13 protein-coding genes are annotated in these 21,018 nt (G+C 72.9%); 6 read left to right on the top strand and 7 right to left on the bottom strand.

The genetic code is table 11. The annotated features are described in order from the left end of the window. Positions 1-7: 7 nt before the first annotated feature. The 3 genes from OG349_RS33765 to OG349_RS33755 all read right to left on the bottom strand — a co-directional run bounded on the left by OG349_RS33765 (position 8) and on the right by OG349_RS33755 (position 3,579). On the bottom strand, positions 8-2,278 hold the full coding sequence (locus OG349_RS33765; RefSeq protein ID WP_327238223.1) for a glycoside hydrolase family 95 protein: 2,271 nt from the start codon (positions 2,276-2,278) through the stop codon (positions 8-10). Between the two features lie 257 nt (positions 2,279-2,535). Further along, entirely contained in the window at positions 2,536-3,036 is a 501-nt protein-coding gene (locus OG349_RS33760) for a hypothetical protein (RefSeq protein WP_327238222.1), read from the bottom strand. 111 nt (positions 3,037-3,147) lie between these two features. Then, entirely contained in the window at positions 3,148-3,579 is a 432-nt protein-coding gene (locus tag OG349_RS33755) for a nuclear transport factor 2 family protein (protein ID WP_327238221.1), read from the bottom strand. Between the two features lie 86 nt (positions 3,580-3,665). Between OG349_RS33755 and OG349_RS33750 the strand changes: the two genes are divergently transcribed. Both OG349_RS33750 and OG349_RS33745 read left to right on the top strand, forming a co-directional pair. Then, positions 3,666-4,235: a PadR family transcriptional regulator gene (locus OG349_RS33750; protein ID WP_327238220.1), complete on the top strand. Its 570-nt coding sequence runs from the start codon at positions 3,666-3,668 to the stop codon at positions 4,233-4,235. Further along, entirely contained in the window at positions 4,236-4,832 is a 597-nt protein-coding gene (locus tag OG349_RS33745; protein ID WP_327238827.1) for an SGNH/GDSL hydrolase family protein, read from the top strand. Positions 4,833-4,900: 68 nt separating this feature from the next. Here OG349_RS33745 and OG349_RS33740 read toward each other — a convergent pair whose 3' ends face one another. Together OG349_RS33740 and OG349_RS33735 are read right to left on the bottom strand one after the other, a co-directional pair. Then, on the bottom strand, positions 4,901-5,143 hold the full coding sequence (locus OG349_RS33740) for a DUF397 domain-containing protein (protein WP_161307048.1): 243 nt from the start codon (positions 5,141-5,143) through the stop codon (positions 4,901-4,903). Positions 5,144-5,254: 111 nt separating this feature from the next. Then, positions 5,255-6,775, bottom strand: coding sequence for an alpha/beta fold hydrolase (locus tag OG349_RS33735; RefSeq protein WP_327238219.1), 1,521 nt, complete (start codon positions 6,773-6,775; stop codon positions 5,255-5,257). A gap of 154 nt (positions 6,776-6,929) precedes the next feature. On the opposite strand from OG349_RS33735, the gene paaK reads away from it, so the two are divergent. Beyond that, positions 6,930-8,213, top strand: a complete 1,284-nt coding sequence (gene paaK / locus OG349_RS33730) for a phenylacetate--CoA ligase PaaK (RefSeq protein WP_327238218.1) — start codon at positions 6,930-6,932, stop codon at positions 8,211-8,213. Positions 8,214-8,240: 27 nt separating this feature from the next. On the opposite strand, the gene OG349_RS33725 is transcribed toward paaK, so the two are convergent. Beyond that, the gene (locus OG349_RS33725) at positions 8,241-9,347 is read right to left on the bottom strand and encodes a calcium:proton antiporter (protein WP_327238217.1); all 1,107 of its coding nucleotides are present in this window, start codon (positions 9,345-9,347) and stop codon (positions 8,241-8,243) included. Between the two features lie 152 nt (positions 9,348-9,499). Here OG349_RS33725 and OG349_RS33720 point away from each other — a divergent pair, with 152 nt between their 5' ends. Then, complete coding sequence (locus tag OG349_RS33720; RefSeq protein WP_327238216.1) at positions 9,500-11,212, top strand: serine hydrolase; 1,713 nt, start codon at positions 9,500-9,502, stop codon at positions 11,210-11,212. A 58-nt stretch (positions 11,213-11,270) separates the two neighbouring features. Here the strand turns inward: OG349_RS33720 and OG349_RS33715 are convergent, their stop codons facing one another. After that, the gene (locus tag OG349_RS33715) at positions 11,271-12,803 is read right to left on the bottom strand and encodes a phytoene desaturase family protein (protein WP_327238215.1); all 1,533 of its coding nucleotides are present in this window, start codon (positions 12,801-12,803) and stop codon (positions 11,271-11,273) included. Positions 12,804-13,316: 513 nt separating this feature from the next. Between OG349_RS33715 and OG349_RS33710 the strand changes: the two genes are divergently transcribed. Together OG349_RS33710 and OG349_RS33705 are read left to right on the top strand one after the other, a co-directional pair. Further along, positions 13,317-14,768, top strand: a complete 1,452-nt coding sequence (locus tag OG349_RS33710) for an acyltransferase domain-containing protein (RefSeq protein WP_327238214.1) — start codon at positions 13,317-13,319, stop codon at positions 14,766-14,768. A gap of 68 nt (positions 14,769-14,836) precedes the next feature. Continuing rightward, positions 14,837-20,971 carry an SDR family oxidoreductase gene (locus tag OG349_RS33705; protein ID WP_327238213.1) on the top strand — a complete coding sequence of 2,045 codons (6,135 nt, stop codon included), beginning with the start codon at positions 14,837-14,839 and terminating at the stop codon, positions 20,969-20,971. Positions 20,972-21,018 lie beyond the last annotated feature (47 nt).

Genomic DNA, 21,018 nt, shown 5'->3' with positions numbered 1-21,018 from the left:
CGGGGCGTCAGGCGTGGAAGACGTACGTCCTGCCCGCCGTCGCCCGGAACCTGCGCTCGCCGCCCGGCAGCAGGGTGCTGCGTACGGTCAGCTCTCCCGTACGGCTCGCGCGCAGTGTCACGCGGGTGGCCCGGCCGCCGGCCCAGACGAGGTCGAGCGTGGCGCCGCCGCGGGCCCGCAGGCCGGTGACACTCCCGTCCTGCCAGGACGCGGGAAGGGCGGGAAGGATCTCGATCGGCCCGTGCTGGCTCTGTACGAGCATCTCGGCGATCCCGGACGTGGCACCGAAATTGCCGTCGATCTGGAACGGCGGGTGGGTGTCCCAGAGGTTGGGCAGGGTGGAGCTCTTGAGCTGCTCGGAGAGCATCTTGTGGGCGTGGTTCCCGTCCCGCAGGCGCGCCCAGAAGTTGATCTTCCATGCCTTGGACCAGCCCGTCCCGCCGTCGCCGCGCGCGGTCAGGGAGACCTTGGCGGCCTCGGCCCACTCGCCGCCGGCCTGGATCTGCCGGCCGGGGTGCAGCGCGAAGAGGTGCGAGACGTGGCGGTGGTCGTTGGTGGGGCTGTCCAGGTCGGTCTTCCACTCCTGGAGCTGCCCCCAGGAGCCGACGCGCAGGCCGGGGTCGAGCTGCGCGAGCGTGTCCTGGAGCCTGGTGCGGAAGGCGGGGGCGTCGCCGAGGGTCCTGGCGGCCTCCAGGGTGTTGGTGAGCAGGTCGTGGACGATCTGCTGGGACATGGCGGCGCCCGCCGTGAAGTCACCCTGTTCCGGCGAGTAGCTGGGGGTGACGACGAGCGTGCCGTCCCGGGGGTCCGTACGGAGGTTGGCGAGCCAGAACTCCGCCGCCTCCTTCATCACGGGGTAGGCGGTGGTGCGCAGGTACTCGGTGGAGCCGTTGAAGCGGTAGTGGTCGTACAGCTGCTGGGTGAGCCAGGCGGCGGCCTCCGGGAACCAGAAGGACGTGGCCCAGTTGTGGACGCCGGTGAAGCCGTACGGATTGGTCTCGTTCTGCACGACCCAGCCGCCCGAGCCGAAGATCTCCTGGGCGCTGCGGCGGCCGGGGGCGCGCATGGCCTCGACGTAGCGGTCGTACGGGGCGGTGGTCTCGGCGAGGTTGGTGACCTCGGCGAGCCAGTAGTTCATCTGGAGGTTGATGTTGACGTGGTAGTCCGCCGACCAGGGCGGGTTGGTCACGTTGTTCCACACGCCCTGGAGGTTCGCGGGCAGCGAGCCCGCGCGTGAGGAGGCGATCAGCAGATAGCGCCCGTACTGGAAGAAGAGCGCTTCGAGCGCCTTGTCGGCAGGGGTCGTCCCGCCGGTGTAGCCGGCCAGCAGCCGGTCGGTGGGCAGGTCGGGGAGCTCTTGGCCGATGTCGAGCGAGACCCGGTCGAACAGCGCGCGGTGGTCGGCGACATGGCGGCCGCGCAGATCCGTGTACGAGCGGCGGGCCGCCGCGTCGACGGAGCCGGTGACGGCGGCGTGCGGGTCGCTGCCCCGGTAGCGCGGGTAGGTGTCGGCGTAGTCGGTGCCTGCGGCGAGGACGAACCACGCCTTGGTCGCGCCGGTGACGGTGAGGGTGCCGTCCGTCCCGGCCCGGACGCTGCCGCCTTCGGTCCGTACCCGTATCTGTGCTTCGAAGCGCAGCCCGTTGTCCTGGAGCGCGCCCCTCACCGTCAGGCGGTCGCCGCTCGCGGTGGCGGTGAAGTCCTGGCGCGGTGAGGTGTAGCGGAGGGTGAAGGCGATCTTGCCCGGCTGGTCCGCGGTGAACCGTCCCGCGATGACCTTGCCGGGGTAGGAGGCGAAGAACTCCCGTGTGTACGCGACGCCTTGGTGGGTGTACGAGACGGCGGCGAGGGCGGTGGAGAGGTCGAGGGAGCGCCGGTAGGAGGCGTCGGGGGCGGCCGGCGCGCCGGGTACCGCGAATTCCAGGTCGCCGAAGACCTGGTAGGAGCCGAAGCCGTGCTTGGGCTGGCCCAGTTCGGCGACGACGGCTTCGGGGGTGAGCCGGCCCTCGGTGTCCAGACGCTGCTGGACGGAGGCGAGGACGCCCGGCCTGGGCTCGGTCCAGTTGCCGTGGTCGTAGCCGCCGGCGGCGCCGGGGCCGCCGGTCCACAGGGTCTTCTCGTTGAACGTGAGCCGCTCGGTGGCGAGTGTCCCGAACACACTCGCGCCGAGGGCTCCGCTGCCGATGGGCAGGGATTCCCGCTCCCAGTCGGCGGCGGGGGTCTGGTACCAGAGCGTCAAATCATCGGAGGGGTCGGCGGCGGCTGCGGTTCCGGCCATAACCGGAACTCCCAGCGCGACAGCGCCTGTTGCTCCCAGTGCGGACTTGATGGTGGTTCTGCGGCTCATCCCTGGAGTCATGGCCAGCACGGTAAAAGTCCGATGACTGATTTGGCAATAGACATGACAAATCAGCTCCGCGTGCGGGGCGGAGCTGATAACGGCGAGCGGGGGACGTACGGGCCGGGCGGACCCGGGCTTCCCGGCGGGCGCGGGAAGAGGTGGCGCGGAGGAGGGCACCCGGTGGCGCGGGGCGCTCAGCCCTGCTGGAACAGCTCCGCGGGGAGCGGCTTGAGGAGCGCGTAGAGATCGTCGGTGATCGGCCGGTCCCAGCTGGCGATCGTCACGAGGACGTTGTCGCTGCGGTCGAACTGCACGCAGGAGACGCGGCTTTCGGAGAGCTTGAGACGGCGCACGATCATGAGGTTGTCGCCCTGCATGACCGGCATGTCCTCGACGCCGACGACCTCGACGGGCTCCTCGTTCTCCAGCGCCAGCAGCAGCTGGGCCACCTCGAACGGGATCTGGCCGTCGAGCAGTTCCCGGGCCGGGGAGCCCTCGGGGAGGTTGCCGATGATCATCGCGGGGCCGCGGCCACCGAACAGGTCGTAGCGCAGGAAGACACCCTGGCAGCTGCCGTCGGGGGCGGGCAGCAGCCCGGCCCCGAGGTTTCCGGGCCAGTCACCCGGATCCATGGCCAGGACATCAAAATCCGGGCCCGCGGGTGTGGCGGCGCTGCGGCGGCGGAGAAAGGACATCCCACCATGGTACGGGTTCACGACACCCCGGTGGAGCCAGGCGGAAACACTGGCGGAGCCCCGGAGAGCGGTCTCCAGGACGTCTCAGGGGCGGCGCGCCCGGCGCCCCTCCTACCGGGCGACGGCCTCGGGGACGAGTCCGTCGGCGACCAGGCCCGCGAGTACCGCCCGGCCCAGGGCGTGCACAGCGGACTGGGGGCGGACCATCACCGTGAACTCCTTGATCCTGCCCGCCCCGTCGAACTGGAGCAGGTCGATGCCGTGGATCTGTTTGCCGTCCACGGTGGCCCGGAAGAGCAGGATCGCCGACGGAGCGTCTTCGCCGTCGGCAGCGGTCTCGGCCGTGCCCTCGAAGTGCCCGGCGTAGCGGAAGTCCTCGAAGGTGCGCAGCAGGACGCCGAAGAGCCCCAGCACCATGGGCCTGCCCTCGAAGGGCGTGAACTTCACGGGGCTGTAGAGGCGGATGTCCTCGGTGAACAAGTCTTCCAGTGCCGCGAGTTGCCCCTTCTCCACGGCAGCGCGGAAGCGTTCGGCAGTCTCCATGGCTCCTCCTGATACTCAAGGATATGACTAATCATTTTGTTGAGTATGATGAGGTGCGGGACGAGAAAAGGGAAGGGGCTGCTCCGATGGCGCTGCGGCATGCGGTGCTGGCGGCACTGCTGGACGGCGAGTACAGCGGATACCAACTGGCGAAGGCGTTCGACATCGGCGTCGCGAACTTCTGGCACGCCCTGCCCCAGCAGCTGTACGCCGAGCTGACCAGGCTGGAGAAGGAAGGGCTGGTCGCGGGTCGGCAGGTGGTCCAGGAAACCCGGCCCAACAAACGGCTGTTCCGGGTCACCGACGCCGGCCGCGCCGAGCTGGAGACGTTCGCCGCGGCCGTGTCGAAGCCCTCGTTCATCCGCGACGACCTGCTGGTCAAGGTCCAGGTCGCCGACCGTGTCGGCACGGCGCCGGTGATCGGACAGCTGGAGGAGCGGGCGTCCGCGGCCGAGGCCAAGATCGAGCTTCTCGGCAAGCTGCTGCGGCAGCTGCGCGGCGACGCGGACGAGGAGGAGTTCCTCCGCCACGGCGAGCGGATCGGGCCGTACCTGACCTGCCTGCGCGGCCTGGCCTTCGAGCAGGAGCACCGGGACTGGTGCCTGCGGATCGCGACCGTCCTCAAGGAAAGGCAGCCGGCTCGTGCCGAACGGTGAATTCCTGAGGTACGTCGCCCTGGGCGACAGTCAGACCGAAGGGCCCTGCGGCCCGACCTGGCCACCGTTGTCACCGGGGTCAACGACCTGCTCCGGCCCCGGTTCGACGCCGCGGAGGTGGCCGGGCACCTGGAAGAGATGTTCGGCGCGCTCACGGCTGCCGGGGCCGACGTGGTGACGCTGGCCTTCCCCGACGTGGCGAAGATCGTGCCCCTTGCCCGGCCGTTGAGGTCCCGCGTGTGCGAGCTCAACACCCGCATCCGCGCCACGGCCGCCCGTCACGGGGTCGCGGTCGCCGAAACGGGCCGCCAGGCCGTCGCCACCGATCCACGGCTGTGGAGCGCGGACCGGCTCCACGCCGGTCCCCTCGGCCACGAACGGATCGCCGCGGCCCTCGCCCAGGCCGTCCACCTGCCCGGAAGCGACGACGCCTGGACGCTCCCCCTGCCTCGCCGGAAGGTCCCCACGGGCCGGCGGGCCGCGGAAGACGAACTGCGCTGGGCGGCCGCGTTCCTCGGCCCCTGGCTCACCCGCCGTGTGCACGGCCGGTCCTCCGGCGACGGCCGCACCGCGAAACGCCCCAGCTCCTGCCCGTGAATGCCACGCCCGGCTCCGCGGCTGTCACCGGCGGACGGGAAAGCCGCGCCTTCCGGGAAGCCGCGGTGTCAGGTGAGGTCGAACTCCCCCTCGCGTGCGTTGATCACGAAGGCACGCCATTCCGCGGGGCTGAAGATCAGTGAAGGGCTCTCCGGCTTGCCGCTGTTGCGCATCGCGATGAAGCCCTCGACGAAGGCGATCTGGACATCACCCCTGCCCTGGCTGCCCGACCGCCAGTCCGCGTTGCTCAGGTCCAGCTCCGGCTTGTTCCAGCCCGTGAGCGGCTGATGGGTGGTGGTGCTTTCGGCCACGTCCTGCTCCTCCCGCTGCGTCGTCCCGGGCCAGACTATCGACCACCGCCGGTCCCGGACAGGCCGCGACGGTACGACACATGGCCGCGGCCCCCGACCGCACGGACCCGCTCAGATGCCGAACTCCCGCAGCGCCGCCAGGAATTCGGCCGGGCGTGTGCGGTGGACCAGGTGTCCCGCGTCGATCGTGACCAGCCGGGCCCCCGGCACCCGTTCCGCCAGCCACGCGAACTTCTCCTGCGCGACGTGGCTGTCCGGGCCGCCCGCGATCACCAGCGTCGGCGCGGTGATCCGGCCGAACCCCTCCGTCCACGCCGGGTCCGGTGTGTTCAGCTCCGCGTCCACGGCGGGCACGAGCGGCCAGTCGTAGGCGAGTTCGCCCTCCTCCCGCACGGCCGGCGGGCGCGGCGGGTCCAGCGGAAGGAGCGGCGGGCTCTCCTCCAGGACCAGGCGGCCGAACAGCTCCGGTGCCTCCTGAGCCAGCAGGTACGCCGCGAAGCCGCCCATCGAGTGGGCGACGACGTCCACCCCGGTCAGCCCGAGCGCGGCCAGGAAGCCGCGCAGTTCGTCGCGGTAGCGCGCCAGCCCGTACCGGCCCGGCCAGTCGCTCAGGCCGTGCCCGCTGAGGTCGGGGGCGATCACCCACCGGTCGCGCGCGAGATCCTCCGCGATCTCCGTCCAGTCCCGGCTGTTTCCGCACCGGCCGTGCAGGAGCACCACCGGCGGCGCGTCCCGCTCGCCCCACGTGCGGTAGGCCAGCCGTACCCCGGCCACGTCGACGCGGTGCACCCCCGGGTCCAGGAACGCCGCCACCGTACGGACGAACGCGCCCGGTTCGTCCAGCCAGGGGAAGTGCGCCGCGCCCCGGACCACCGCCTCCCGGGCGTCCGGGAACACTTCCACCAGCTCCCGCGCCCGTGCCGGGCGGGGTCCGCCGTCCAGCTCGCCCGTCAGCACCAGTACCGGTACGTCCAGCGTGCGCAGCACGGCCCGCGTCGCGGCCGGGTCGAACGCGCCCGGCGCGGAGTACAGGGCGGCGGCCTCCGGGTTGATCTGCCCGTCCGAGGCGGCGGAGAAGGCCCGCGCCGCGTCGTCCCAGCGTCCGTAGTTGAAGGGCGTGACCGCCTCCCACGCCCCGGGCGACTCCCGGCCGGCCTCGATCTCCTCGAAGGCCGCGAGGCCCGTCTCGTACCAGGGCTCACCGGAGCGCAGCGCCATCGCCTCCCGCCGGTCCTCGTCGGTCGGCTCGATCCCGGCCGCCGGGACGACGGGCGTCACCAGCGTCAGCGAACGCACCCGGTCCGGGTACCGCGCCGCGTAGAGCGCGGCCAGGCTCCCGGACGCCGAGTGGCCGAGCAGGTCCAGCCGCTCCAGCCCCAGGTGGGCGCGGAGCGCCTCGACGTCGTCGGCCTGCCGGTCGCAGCGGTACGTCGTGTGGTCCGCCGGAATCGCGGAGCCGCCGGTGCCCCGCAGGTCGAGCAGGACCAGCCGCCGGTACGCGGCCAGCCCTCCCAGGTCGCCGAGGTACTCCGACGCCCGCATGGGGCCGCCGGGCAGGCACACCAGCGGCTCCCCCTCCCCCACCAGGTGGTAGGCGAGTTCCGTCCCGTCGTACGCGCTGAAGGTGGGCATGGTCCGATCCTCCCCGTCCCCCGCCGATCGTGCCAATGGCGTTCCGCGCCGGGTGAACACACCTCTTGACGGCCGGGAGCGGTCCTGGATTACTGACTCCGACCGGTCGACCGAATGATCGGTCGTCCGGATCCCGACCGGGGAGAACCACGCCATGACACCTCTGCTGGACGCGGCGGAACAGCTCGGCCGCGAGGAGCTGGCCGTACTCCAGCTGGCGCGCCTGCGGGCCACCCTGCGGCACGCGTACGACCAGGTCCCCTTCTACCGGCAGGCCTTCGACAAGGCGGGCCTGCGGCCGGAGGACTGTCACTCGCTCGCCGATCTGGCCCGCTTCCCCTTCACCGCCAAGGCCGATCTGCGCGACAACTACCCCTTCGGGATGTTCGCCGTCGAGCGGTCCGAGGTACGGCGTATCCACGCCTCCAGCGGCACCACGGGACGGCCCACCGTCGTCGGGTACACCGAGAAGGACCTGGACACCTGGGCGGACCTGGTCGCCCGCGCGATCCGGGCGGCCGGCGGGCGCCCCGGGCACACGGTCCATGTGGCGTACGGATACGGGCTGTTCACCGGCGGCCTCGGGGCGCACTACGGCGCCGAGCGGCTCGGTTGTACGGTCGTTCCCGCGTCCGGCGGCATGACCGCCCGCCAGGTCCGGCTGATCCAGGACTTCGAGCCCGAGATCATCATGGTGACGCCGTCGTACATGCTGACGCTGCTCGACGAGTTCGAGCGCCAGGGCGTCGATCCCCGGACGACCTCCCTGCGGGTGGGCATCTTCGGCGCCGAGCCGTGGACGGAGGAGATGCGGCGGGAGATCGAGGAGCGGTTCGCGATCGACGCGGTCGACATCTACGGGCTGTCCGAGGTGATGGGTCCCGGCGTGTCGTTCGAATGCGTGGAGACCAAGGACGGGCTGCACATCTCGGAGGACCACTTCTACCCGGAGGTCGTGGACCCGTTCACCGGCGAGGTGCTGCCGGACGGGGAGGAGGGCGAGCTGGTCTTCACGTCGCTCACGAAGGAGGCGATGCCGGTCGTCCGCTACCGGACGCGCGACCTCACCCGGCTGCTGCCCGGTACGGCGCGGGCCTTCCGGCGCATGGAGAAGGTCACGGGCCGGACGGACGACATGGTGATCCTGCGCGGGGTGAACCTCTTCCCCACCCAGATCGAGGAGATCGTGCTCCGTACGCCGGGGGTCGCCCCGCACTTCCAGCTGCGGCTGACCCGCGAGGGGCGGATGGACGCGCTGACGGTACGGGCCGAGGCGCGCGCCCTGGCCGGTCCCGAGGTCCGGGAGGACGCGGCGCGGGCGATCGCGGCGGCCGTGAAGGACGGCATCGGGGTGTCGGTGAAGGTGGAGATCGTGGATCCGGAAACGCTGGAGCGTTCGGTGGGGAAGATCAGGCGGATCGTGGATCTGCGGGACTGAGCGGGGAGGACGGCCCGGTCCCCGGCCTCACGGGCTGATCGCCAGGAACACGAACGCGGCGAAGATCCCCAGGTGCACCCCGCCCTGGAGCAGCGTGGCCCGGCCGGGTGCCACGGTCAGCGCGCCGACCACGACGGTCAGGGCGAGCAGGACCATGTGGACGGCGTTGAGCCCGAGCACCAGCGGCCCGTCCAGCCAGATCGTCGCGAAGGCGATCGCCGGGACGGTCAGCCCGATGCTCGCCATCGCGGATCCGAGCGCCAGGTTGAGGCTGGTCTGTACGCGCTCGTGGCGTGCGGCCCGTACGGCGGCGATGGTCTCCGGCAGCAGGACCAGCAGAGCGATCACGACCCCGACGACGGCGTGCGGCAGCCCGGCCGACTCCACCCCGGACTCGACGGTGGGCGAGACGGCCTTCGCGTCCCCGACGACGGCGATCAGCGCCACGAGGAGCAGCACCAGGCTCACGGTGGTCTCACGGCGGGTGGGCAGCGGGGCGTGCGTGTCCTCCTGTTTGAGCTCACCCTCCTGGGTGACGGGCAGGAAGTAGTCGCGGTGGCGCACGGTCTGGACGGCGACGAACAGCCCGTACAGGAGCAGTGAGGCGACCGCGGCGAAGGCCAGCTGCTCGGTGGAGAACTGGGGACCCGGGCGGCTCGTGGTGAAGGTCGGGAAGACGAGGGTGAGGGTCGCCAGGGTCGCGACGGTGGCGAGCGCGGCGCCGGTGCCCTGCGCGTTGAACACGGCGATCCTGCTGCGCAGCGCCCCAACGAGCAGGCAGAGGCCGAGAATACCGTTGCAGGTGATCATGACGGCGGCGAAGACGGTGTCCCGGGCCAGGGTGGCGGTCTTGGGGCCTCCGTCGATCATCAGGGTGACGATCAGCGCCACCTCGATGATCGTCACCGCGACGGCGAGGACGAGCGAGCCGAACGGCTCGCCGACGCGGTGGGCGACGACCTCGGCGTGATGGACGGCGGCGAGCACGGCGCCCGCGAGGCAGAGGGCGATCAGGCCGACCGCGTACGGCGGCACGTGCCGCCCCCAGCTGAACACGAGGGCGACCACCGCGATCAGCGGCACCACCACGGTCCACCGGGACGTCAGTGCCCGGATTCCGGTGCCCGTCCTCATGCGCGTCACGCTGCCAGAGGTGGCGGAGGGCCGCGCGGCGGGCTGCGCCGTACGCGACGCGGGGGTTTCATTGCCTCAGGGCTTCGGTGCGCGCGGAGTTTCGCCGCCTCACCGCTGATGTTCCTCTCAAGGAGGCCGAAGGAGGCTGCCGCATGGCCGAGGACGCCGCGGGCGCCGTCCCGCCCCGGCTGCGGCGGCGGACCACCCTGCGGCGCGGTTCCCCGGAGCGGGCCGGGCTGCTCGCGGCGCCACTGGAGCGGCTGGTCGCGGACGCGACCGCGTTCCTCGGCCCCTCCCCCACCCGTCCCTGGTACGCGGGCGCCGTCGTCCTCGCCGGGCGCGGCGGGACGGTGGCGCTGCACCGGGCCCTCGGGACGGCGGTGCGCTACCGCGCGTACGACGAGAGGACCGGCACCGGGGTGGAGTTCCCGGCGGATCAGCGGATCGCGACGGCCGAGGACACGGTCTACGACCTCGCGTCCGTGTCGAAGCTGTTCACCGCGATCCTGGCGGTCCGGCGGATCGAGAGCGGGGAACTGGACCTGGACGCGCGGGTCACCGCGTATCTGCCGGAGTTCGGGGCCGGGGGCAAGACGGACATCACGGTGGGTCAGCTGCTGACACACACCTCCGGCCTGCGCGCGTGGGTCCCGCTCTACGGGGCGCCGACGCGGGAGGGCAAGCTCCGGATCCTGTGGAGCGAGTCCCCGGCGCATCGGCCGGGCAGCGGCTACCTGTACTCGGACCTCAACCTGATCACCCTCCAGCTGATCCTGGAGAAGATCACCGCTCGCACGCTGGACGTCCTGCTCCACGACGAGATCACCGCTCCGCTCGGGATGCGTCGCACGCGCTACAACCCGCCCGCCTCGTGGAAGCCGGAGATCGCCGCCACGGAGGACTCCCGTCCGCCGTGGTCGGGGCTCGACCGGGGGCTGGTACGGGGCGAGGTCCACGACGAGAACGCGTACAGCCTCGGCGGGGTCGCGGGCCACGCGGGGGTCTTCTCCCGCGCCCGGGACCTGGCGATCCTCGCCCGTACGCTCCTCAACGGCGGCGCGTACGGCCGGGCGCGGATCCTGCGGCCCGAGTCGGTGCGGCTGATGTTCACGGACTTCAACACGGCTTTTCCCGGGCACGCCCACGGTCTGGGGTTCGAGCTCCACCAGCACTGGTACATGGGCGCCATGGCCACCCCGGGCTCGGCGGGGCACACCGGCTTCACCGGTACGAGCCTGGTCCTCGACCCGACGACCGACTCGTTCCTCGTGCTCCTCAGCAACGCCGTGCACCCCGTGCGCGGTTGGCGTTCCGGGAGCGCCCCGAGGGTCGCGGCGGCGAACCGGCTGGCGCGGGCGGTGCCGGTCAGGTCCGTTCGGGGTCGTACGGCGTGGTTCCGCGATCCGGCGGACGCAGGGTCCCCGGCCACGCTCACCCTGCCGCCGCTGCGGCTCGCCGGCGGACCGGCCGTGCTGGAGGCCGCTCTGTGGTGGGATACCGAGCCCGGGGCGGACGTGGCGTTCCTGGAGGCGTCCGTGGACGGCGGGGCGGGTTGGCGGCCGGTGCCCTTCACGACCGTACGCGCCGGTGCCCGGGACCGTCAGGAGCCCCGGGCGCACCCGGCCGGCTCGGTGGGGGGTTGGTCGGGCCGTGTGTGGCACCGGGTGACGGCGGATCTGACGGGCTGGCGCGGCGGCGGGGTCCGGCTGCGCTGGCGGTACGACACCGACCGGCCGCACGCCGGGCGGGGCGTGTACGTGGACGGGCTGCGGGTCGGGGACGGCGGGCGTCTGGTCTTCGACGAGGCGCGGGAGGGGGACGCGGCGGGGATCGAAGCGGTGGGGTGGGCGGCGTCGGAGGACTGACCACCGCGATCCCCCCATCCGTACGACCGTCCCGCCCCCACCTGCCGCGCGCCGGCCCTCACCTGCCCAGCGCCGCCATCGCGGCGTTGTGGCCGGGGACCCCGCTGACGCCGCCGCCCCGGACGGCGCCCGCGCCGCAGAGCAGCACGTTCGCGTGCGCCGTCTCCACGCCCCAACGGCCGCCCCCGGCCTCCGCGTAGGGGAAGGAAAGGTCACGGTGGAAGATGTGGCCGCCGGGGAGCCGCAGTTCGCGCTCCAGGTCGAGCGGGGTCTTCGCCTCGATGCACGGACGGCCGTCCTCGTCCACGGCGAGGCAGTCGGCGATCGGCTCCGCGAGGTGCGCGTCGAGCTGGGCGAGGGTGGCGGCGAGCAGTTCCGCGCGTACGGCGTTGTTGTCGTCCGCGAACAGCCGCGCGGGGGTGTGCAGTCCGAACAGGGTGAGGGTCTGGAACCCGGCCGCCGCGAGGCCCGGGCCGAGGATGGACGGGTCGGTCAGCGAGTGGCAGTAGATCTCGGACGGCGGCGCGGCGGGCGGCCGGCCCGCGGCGGCTTCCTGGTACGCCGTCGCCAACTGCCCGTATCCCTCGGCGATGTGGAAGGTCCCGGCGAAGGCCTCGCGCGGGTCCACGGACGCGTCGCGCAGGCGCGGCAGCCTGCGCAGCAGCATGTTGACCTTGAGCTGGGCGCCTTCTGCGGGCGGGGGCGGTTCCTCGCCGACGAGCGCGGCGAGGGCCTGGGGCGAGGCGTTCACGAGGACCTGCGCGGCCGCGACCGCACCGTCGCCGTCGTCCGTACGGTACGAGACCTCGGCGCGCTTTCCGTCGGTGTCGACCCGGGTCGCCTCGTGGCCGGTGAGGATCTCGGCCCCGGCGGTCCGCGCGGCGGCGGCCAGCGCGTCGGTGAGGGCGCCCATCCCGCCGACGGGCACGTCCCAGTCGCCGGTGCCGCCGCCGATCACGTGGTAGAGGAAGCAGCGGTTCTGGACGAGTGAGGGGTCGTGGGCGTCGGCGAAGGTCCCGATCAGCGCGTCGGTCAGCACCACGCCCCGGACGAGGTCGTCGGAGAACCGCTCCTCGATCGCGACGCCGACGGGCTCCTCGAACAGCGCGCGCCACGCCGTCTTGTCGTCGATCCGCGCGCGCAGGTCCTCACGGGTGGGCAGCGGCTCGGTGAGCGTGGGGAAGACACGCCGGGCGAGCCGCGCCGTCATGCCGTAGAACTCCTGCCAGGCGGCGTACTCGGCGTCGCCGCCGGTGAGCGCGGCCAGCGACTCGCGGGTGCGCCCCTCGCCCACCAGCAGCCCGCCGCCGCCCTTCGGGGTGTACGAGGAAACGGTGCGTTTGCGTACGGCGAAGCGCAGCCCCAGCTCCCGGACGATCTTGTCCGGCAGCAGGGAGACCAGGTAGGAGTAGCGGGAGAGGCGGGCGTCGACCCCGGCGAAGGGGCGCGTGGAGACGGCGGCGCCGCCGGTGTTCCCCAGGCGCTCCAGCACCAGGACGGAGCGCCCCGCGCGGGCGAGGTAGGCGGCGGCGACCAGTCCGTTGTGGCCACCGCCCACGATGACGACGTCGTACGAGGCGAGTGCGGGCATGGCTCTTGGTAACACGCGGACGAGCGCGGGGCCAGGGCACCGGCCGACACCCCGGCCGGGGTCGTACCGCGACTCGCGCGGTGACGCACAATACGCTCATTATTTAAATGAATTCTTGCGTGTTGCGGTTCATTGCCTCATCGGTCCCGGCCACGAATTCCCGTCGGGATGTGGCGAAAATCCGGACCGAACACCCCAATCACACCCGGATCAAAGTGGGTTATGTCGGACCAATCTCCACAATTTTTCGGTCGTGGCGGACACGTAATGAAAAGCAATGGGCACGATTGGCGAATGACGGCCCTCATGAATTTAGGCCGGATCTGAGGCGCGCCTCCGCGGTTATGCATTCGGCGGAATGGCAATCAATGAGGAGAGATCAGGGTCGCATTTACCGGGACCCACGAATTCGTCGCGCCGTCCAGGCGTGCCAGGGCCCCGGCCGCCGAGGTGACCTCGCCGGCGGCCGGGACAGGGATGAGAGTGATGCACGTGGTGGATTCAGTCTTTGTCATGCCCGGCACAGTTGCCGCCCCACGCGGGGGCATCCTGGGCGATCTGCACGACCGTTACGCGACGGTGCGCGAAACGCTGTCCCGCATCGACAAGGCGGCCCGGGAAGCGGGACTGCCCGACATCAGCACCCGGTTGATCAAGGACAACGGGACGAGCGACCGGCGCGGGCCCGAGGTGCAGTATCTGGAGATCTTCGCGGTCAGTATCGCGACGCACGACATGCTGATCGCCGAGGGCCTCCGGCCCGTCGCGATCGTCGGGCAGAGCATCGGGGAGCTGTGGGCCCTGGCCGCCGCGGGACACCTGTCCGTGGAGGACGCCGTACGGCTGGCCGTGGCCCGGTCGCAGGTGCTGACCCGGCAGGGCTGGCAGGGAAAGATGCTCGCGGTCGGGGTGGACGGCCGCCGCGCGGAATCGCTCGCCGGCCTGGCCGACCATCCCGACCTCGTCCTGGCCTGCGAGAACGCCCCTCGTCAGAGCGTCATCAGCGGCCCCGAGGCGTTGATCGAACACGTGGAGCGGGTCGCCGACGCGCTCGGCTGGCCGAGTTTCCGCCTGGACGTCCCGCACCCGACCCACACACCGGCGATGGCGCAGGCCGCGCGGGACCTGCGGGCGACCGCGCCACGGGTGCCGTACGGAGCCGGGCGCTGGCGGGTGTGCTCCCCCTGGCTGGGGCGGGACGTCGGCGACGACGACCCGGTCGACCTGGTGGCCGGGGCGCTCACCGCCCGGGTCAGGATGCTGCACACGATCCGTGACCTGCACGCGGCGGGCGCCGACGTCTTCGTGGAGTGCGGGGAGTGGCCCGTCGTCACCAAGTTCGTCGAGGCGTCGATCCCCGGCGTGCGGTGTGTCGTCCCGCTGAGCGAGAGCGACCCGGTCGAGGCCGTCCGGGCGCTGGCCGCCGAGCCCGACGGTGGCGGCGGCCCGTTCCGCCCGCGCCTGCCGGTGCCGTCGGGCCAGGAACGTGCCGCCGAGCGGGTGGGCGTACTCACACCCGCCGGCCCGGCTCCGGCACTCCCCGACGCCGCTCCGTCGTACCGGGCCGTCGTACCCACGCCCAGAGCCCCCGTGTCCTCCACGGCCTCCGTCTCCTACGCGGCCCCGGCCGCCCCGGCCGTGGTCGCCGCGGCCCCCGCCGCCCCCGAATCCGCCCCCGAATCCGCGCCCGAATCCGCCGGGCTGGACTACACCACGGTGCTGGCCGAGTTGCGGACGTTGTACGGCGACTTCCTCGGCTACCCGCCGGACCTGCTCGGTGAGGACGACGGCCTGGAGTCCGAGCTGGGGGTGGAGTCGCTCAAGCAAGTAGCCCTGCTCGGGCGGGTGTCCGACCGGTACGACCTGCCCGGTCTGCGGGCGAACTCCTCTCTGCTGACCCTCGGCACACTGCGCCGGATCGCGGAGGCCGTCGTGCGGGCCCGGAGAGAGGCGGCCGGGCTGTGACCTCCGCCCTGACCTCCGAACCGACTGCCACCCTGACCTCCACCGTGACCTCCGGCGTGACTTCCGGCGTGACTTCCACCGACAGCCTGCGGGGCCGGGTCGCCCTCGTCACCGGCGCCGCGAAGAGCCTCGGCGCGGACATCGTCCGCCGTCTGGCGGAAGGCGGCGCGCACGTGATCGTCAACTACTTCCACTCGGTGGAGCAGGCGGAGCTGCTGCGTACGGAACTGGAAGAGGCAGGTCACAGCTGCGAGTTCATCCGCGCCTCGGTGGCCAAGACCAGCGAGATCGACCGGATGTTCGACCTGGTCCAGGAGCGGCACGGCGGCCTGGACTTCCTGATCAACAACGCGGCGGGCGGGGCGTTCCTGCCTTTGTTCGACGTCGACGACACCTACTGGCAACGGGCGTGGTCCACCAATGTGATGGGCGCCTACCACTGTTCGCGCCGGGCGGCCGAGCTGATGGCGGGCAGGAAGGGCGCGAGCATCCTCTGCCTGTCCAGCGTCGGGGCGCGCCAGCCGGTTCAGGGGTACGGCCCCGGCGGCGTCACCAAGGCGGCCCTGGAGTCGCTGGTCCGCTATCTGGCGCTCGAACTGGTCGGCCAGGGCATCCGGGTCAACACCGTGCTGCTGGGCTCCGTCGTGAGCGAGATCCTCGTCAATCTGGACGGCCCGGCGGCGGTGCCCGGCGGCCCGGCCGAGAACAGCGAGCTGATGGGCCGTACGCTCTCGACGCCGGAGGCGGCCCGGCTGATCGTCCACCTGCTGCACGAGGACACCGCTTTCATCACGGGGCAGACCGTCGTCGCCGACGGCGGTATCAGCATCGGCGGGATGCAGGGCCTGCGGCTGCACAGCAGGCTGGCGGACCGGGTGACCGGTCCCGCCCGGCGCCGACCGGTCCCGGCCGCCGTGGTGGCGACACCGCCCGTGGTCACGACACCGCCCGCGGTGGACCTGTCCGCGCCCGAACGACCGGCTGCTGCCTACGCGGCGCCTGCCCCGGCGCCGATGCCGGCGCCCGTACCTGCCCCCGCATCGGCAGCGGCACCCGCGACCGTCACGTCCCCGGAGCCGGAGCCGGACCGAGCCCCGGAGACCGACCCCGGAGCCGTCGCGGTGGTCGGGCTCGGGCTGGCCCTGCCCGGCGCGAACAACACGGCGGAGTTCTGGGACCGGTTGCGCGAGGGCGCCCTGCTCTCCAGCGAGCCGTCCGCCTTCGACCTGAAGCACTTCTGGGCACCCACCCGGGAGGACACCGACTCCTTCTACGTCCGCGAGGCCGGGTACCTCCACGACTTCGTCCCCGATCCCGCCTCGCTCACCGAACCGGACGGGAACGCCGGCCACCCCGGGTGGCCGCGTACCACCCGCTGGCTGCGGCACTGCGCCGTCCAGGCCCTGGCCGGGGTACGGCGGCGCCCGGCGGACCGGTGGCTCGCCGCGACCACCGGTATCCACGACCAGACGGGGCTCGGTCCCCAGGGTGTCGTGCTGGGGGACGAGTACCGGCGCATGGTGCGCGAGGCGATCCCCGCCGGCGGGGACGGCGAGTGGCTGGCCGAGCTGGCCGACCACGCCATCGGCGCGCACTACGGAGGCGACGGCGGCAACCCGCAGGACTACCTGCCCGCGTCCGTCTCCCGCAACGCGCTGCGCGGCCTGATCCCCGCCGACGCGCAGCACCTGACCCTCGACGCGGCCTGCGCCAGCGGGTTGTTCGCCCTGGACGCGGCGGTCAAGGCCCTGCGCGAGGGCTCCTGCGACGTGGCGCTCGTCGGGGGTACGTCGATCATCGAGCCGATCGGGTTCACGCTCTTCTGCCGGGCCCAGGGCATCTCGATGAGCGGCCGGATCCGCCCCTTCGACCGGGCGGCCGACGGGACCATCATCGGGGAGGGCGCCGTCACGCTCGCCCTGAAGTCGTACGCGCGTGCCGTGGCGGACGGCGACCCCATCCTCGGTGTCGTACGGGGCACCGGGCTCGCCGCCGACGGCCGGGGAAAGGGCATTCACGCCCCGGCCACCCGGGGGCAGGAGCTGGCGATCTCCCGGGCCTGGGCCGACGCGGGCGTCGAGGCCGACGACGTGGACTGGGTCGTGGCACACGGCACGGGTACGCCGGTGGGCGACGAGATCGAACTGCGCTCGCTGCTCTCGCGGTTGGGGCCGCGGCGGCGGGCGTGCCTGCTGACGTCGAACAAGCAGGTCTTCGGGCACACCGGTGTGCTGGCGGGCCTGGTCTCGGTCGCGCACGCGCTGGTCGCCCTCGAACGCGGGGCGGTTCCCGGCCAGCCCGTGGTCACCGATCCGCATCCCCTGCTGGAGGACGGCACGCGGCTGACCGTACCGGTCAAGGACGCGCCCTGGCCGCCGGAGGACGCACGGCCCCGCGTGGTCGGGGTGTCGTCGTTCGGCCTCGGCGGGGCGGACGCGCACGTGGTCCTGTCCGACCGCGTGCCGCGGGCCGCCCCCGCGCGGAGACAGGGCGGTGACGTGGCCGCCGACACGGAGGACCTGGTCGTCGTGGGCTGGAACACCCACCTGCCCGGTCTGGACCGCGCCCAGGTGCCCGCCTGGCTGCGGGGTGACGGCCCGCTCCCGGAGGCCGGCTTCGGTACGCCGTACCCCTTGCCGTCCCCGCGTGAGGTGCGCATCCCGCCGCTGACGATGCGGCACATGGACGCCGCTCACCTGATGGTGCTCCAGGCCCTCGGCCCGCTGCTGGACGACCTCGGCGAGCCGGGCGTCGGCCTGCGGCCCACCACGGCGGTGATGGTGGGATCGACACTGCCGACCACACACAACACCCGGGCCGCGCTGCGGGTGCACGCCGCCGAGTGCGCCACCACGTTCGACATCCTGCCCGACCCGGCGCATGCGGAGACCCTGAAGGAGTACCTGACGAAGGGGATGGCCGAGTCCGAGGGGGTGATCCCCGGCGGCCTGAACGAGGACGACTTCACCGGGGCGGTCTCCTGCATCCTGTCGGGCCGGGCCGCCAACTACTACGACTTCCGGGGCATGGGGACCAGCCTCTACGCCCAGCGGGACTCCGCGCACACGGCGGTCGACCTGGCCCTGCGCCAGCTCCGGCACCGGGCCTGCGACCTGGCGCTCGTCGGTGCGGTGTGCCTGCGGCCGATCAGCGGCTGGGACCGCCACCTGGCCGGGCTGGTGCCGGAGGGCCGGTCCATCGCGGAGGGCGCCGCCGTCCTGGCGGTCACCCGGCGCTCCACCGCCCTGGAGCACCACCTGCCCGTGCTCGGCACGCTCTCCACCACGGTCGGCGGCGCCGGTTCCGGGGACGCGGGCACGCCCGCGCACTCCCTTCCCGTGCTGGCGGGCGCGGGACACACCTACCTGTCGCTGGACGCCCTGCTGACGGTCGTCCGGGCCGTCGTCACCGGGACGGACACCGTCGTGACGCCCGCCGCCGCCGGATCACCGGCGATCCGGTTCACCCGGCCGGCCGGGCCGCCTCACCGCGGCCAGGACCGGGAAGAGGCGGAGGAGCCGTTACGCACCGGGCCGGGGGACCCCGCGCCTGACCGGACCGAACCGGGGCACCTCACTCCTGACCGGACCGCGCCCGAACACAGCGCACCGGACCGGATCGTGACGGAACGCAGCGCACCCGGCCGCGCCGGATCCGAACACTCCGGGGTCTTCACCGGCCGCCGCCAGACCTTCCGTCTCGTCCCGGCACCGGCACCCCCGCCGCGTGGAGGTTCGGCCACCCCGCCGCTCCCGCCGGGCACCGTCGTCCTCACCGACGTCCCGGATCTCGCCGCGGCGGTCACCGCCCCGGACGTCGCCGTCTGGTCGCCCCGGCCGGGCCTCCCGGGTGCCACCCACGTCCCGGCCGAGGAGGCCCCCGGCGCCCTGGCCGGCCTGCCGTTCGTCCCCCGCCACATCCGGGTCCTGTCCCGGCTGCCCGTCCCCGGCAGCGGGAGCGACGACGCCGACGCCACCCGGATGGAAGAGCTCCAGGACCTCACGTTCACCACGCTCCAGGCGGCGCTGCCCGCGCTGCGCTCCGGCGGGTCGCTCGGCGGGGTCCTGCTCGGGGAGCTGCCGGACGACCTGCCGCCCCCGCTGAGCGGGCTGTTCTCCGGCCTCGTCCGCTCCGTACGGTCCGAGGTCCCGCAATGCGGCGGGGTGCTCCTCCTCACCGACGCGCCGGACGCGGCGACCGCCCTCGAACAGCTGGCGCGGGCGGGCACCGCCGAGGTGCCGACACACACGCTGGCCTGTCGCGGCGGCGCCTGGTCCGCGCTGGCCGTCGCCGACGACGACACGGCACCGCCCCCGGCCGGGGACGCGCCGCTGCCGCCCGGCGCGGTCGTGGTCGCCTTCGGTGGCGCCCGGGGGATCACCCCCGAACTGCTCCAGGCGGTCGCCCGCGCCACCGACCGGCCCCACCTGTACGTCGTCGGCCGCACCCCGCTGCCGGACACCGGCGACGCGCTGCCGCCCCAGGCCGAGTTCATCGCCGCCGAACGCCGCGGACACCCCGGCGCGTCGGTGGGTGAGCTGCGGGCCACCTACGAGAAGGCCCAGGCACGCCTGGAGGTGCGCCGTACGGTGGAACGGCTGACGGAGCTGTGCGGCCCGGACCGGGTCCACCACCGGGTGTGCGACGTCCTCGACGCCGAGGGCACCGCCGCCCTCCTCCACGAGGTGCTCGACCGGCACGGACGGATCGACCTGCTCGTCAACACCGTCCTCGACCTGCGGTCGCGCGCGCTGCATGCCAAGACCCTGGCCGACTTCCGGGCGGTCCGGGCCACCAAGGCGACCGGTTACCGCAACCTCAAACGGGCCCTGGCGGGGCGTTTGCCCCGGATCTGGTGCAACTTCAGCACACTGGCGACCCTCGCTCCCGCGCCCGGTGACATCGACTACTGCGCCGTCAACGAATACCTGGCGTACGCGAGCCACCGGGCCCAGCGCCACGGCCCCGACGGCCACCAGGAGTTCGCGATCCTCTGGAGCGGCTGGCGGGAGGTCGGCGTCGCCAGCAGCGCCACCATGCGGGAGACCCTCAAGCGCAACCGGATGGACGCCTACATCAGCACCGCGCAAGGATGCGCGCAGTTCCTCTCCGCCGTGACCCGGCCACCGGCCAACGGGGTCGCGTTCTTCATCCGCGAGGAGGAGCGGGTCCTGCTGGCCCGGCGCGGCATCAGTACGTACGGTTCCGCCGCCGAGCCGCCGGTCCCCGCCCCGGACGCGCCGCCGCCCGCGCCGCCCGACCCGGCGCTGACCACGCCGCTGCTCGACGGTGTCCTGCACCGGGGCGGCACCTGGGCCGTCTACACCAAGACCTGGGATCCGCGCACGCTGGCCGAGCGGGACGGCCGGTGGATGCGCCACCACCGGGTCAACGGGGAGTACACCCTGCCGGGCACGTTCGTCCTGGAGGCCGCGGCCGGCGCGGCGGCGCCCCTCTGCCCCGGCCTCGTGGTCACCGGGTTCCGCGGTCTCGTCTGCCGGACGTCGGTCACGGTCAGGCTCGCCGGGCCGCCGCGCACCGTCGCGGTGGAGGCCCGGGTCACGAGCCGGAAGCGCGACCGCGCCGAGGTGGCCGTCCGGATGACCGCCCACCGCCTGGGCAGGAACGGCAAGGTGCTGCGCTTCAACGACCTGCTGTGCGAGACGACGGTCGTACTGGCGGACCGCTTCCGCACGCTCGCCCGGCCCCCCGACTCCTCGTCCTACGAGCCCGAACCCGATTTCGCGATGCCGGTCTACTCCCCCGACCCGCCGATCTCGCTCACCGGCCCGTTCGCGGGCACCCGCGACTACGCCCTCGGGCCGGACGGGAGCAGCGCCAGGTTCGGTCTCGACCACGCCGCCTGGGCCCCGGCCCTGGCGGGGATGACCGTACCGGCGCTGCTGCTGGACGCGATGGCGCAGCTGTTGCTGCTGCCGCCGCGCGGTGAACGCCCGCCCCCGTTAGGCCCGATGGCCGGCCTCGACGAGGTCGATCTCGGCGGGCCGGGCAACGACTGCCAGCTCAGCGCGGAGAACCCGGTGATCCGGCTGCACTGCGACTTCGCCACCGGGGCCCTGACCGCCGTGACCGGGTACGGCCGGGTGCTGGCCCGGATCACCGGTGTCGGCGCGCACGCGCCGGACCACAGCGGAGAGGTGCTCAGGCCCGGCGCCCGCGTTCACCGGTCGCCCCTTCTGTGACACGTCGCCCTGTGACACGTCGCCCTTTCAGTGACAACCGAGGAGAC

It is taken from the genome of Streptomyces sp. NBC_01317 (genome assembly GCF_035961655.1).
GTDB lineage: Bacteria > Actinomycetota > Actinomycetes > Streptomycetales > Streptomycetaceae > Streptomyces.
The sequence above is the reverse complement of the archived record's forward strand: the minus strand, read 5'-3'. Positions and strand labels throughout refer to the sequence as shown.

Coding starts and splice junctions, on each gene's coding strand:
- OG349_RS33710 (WP_327238214.1), top strand. CDS start 13,317: ATGCCCGGCACAGTTGCCGCCCCACGCGGGGGCATCCTGGGCGATCTG.
- OG349_RS33725 (WP_327238217.1), bottom strand. CDS start 9,347: ATGAGGACGGGCACCGGAATCCGGGCACTGACGTCCCGGTGGACCGTG.
- OG349_RS33715 (WP_327238215.1), bottom strand. CDS start 12,803: ATGCCCGCACTCGCCTCGTACGACGTCGTCATCGTGGGCGGTGGCCAC.
- OG349_RS33760 (WP_327238222.1), bottom strand. CDS start 3,036: ATGTCCTTTCTCCGCCGCCGCAGCGCCGCCACACCCGCGGGCCCGGAT.
- OG349_RS33755 (WP_327238221.1), bottom strand. CDS start 3,579: ATGGAGACTGCCGAACGCTTCCGCGCTGCCGTGGAGAAGGGGCAACTC.
- OG349_RS33750 (WP_327238220.1), top strand. CDS start 3,666: ATGGCGCTGCGGCATGCGGTGCTGGCGGCACTGCTGGACGGCGAGTAC.
- OG349_RS33720 (WP_327238216.1), top strand. CDS start 9,500: ATGGCCGAGGACGCCGCGGGCGCCGTCCCGCCCCGGCTGCGGCGGCGG.
- paaK (WP_327238218.1), top strand. CDS start 6,930: ATGACACCTCTGCTGGACGCGGCGGAACAGCTCGGCCGCGAGGAGCTG.
- OG349_RS33735 (WP_327238219.1), bottom strand. CDS start 6,775: ATGCCCACCTTCAGCGCGTACGACGGGACGGAACTCGCCTACCACCTG.
- OG349_RS33765 (WP_327238223.1), bottom strand. CDS start 2,278: ATGGCCGGAACCGCAGCCGCCGCCGACCCCTCCGATGATTTGACGCTC.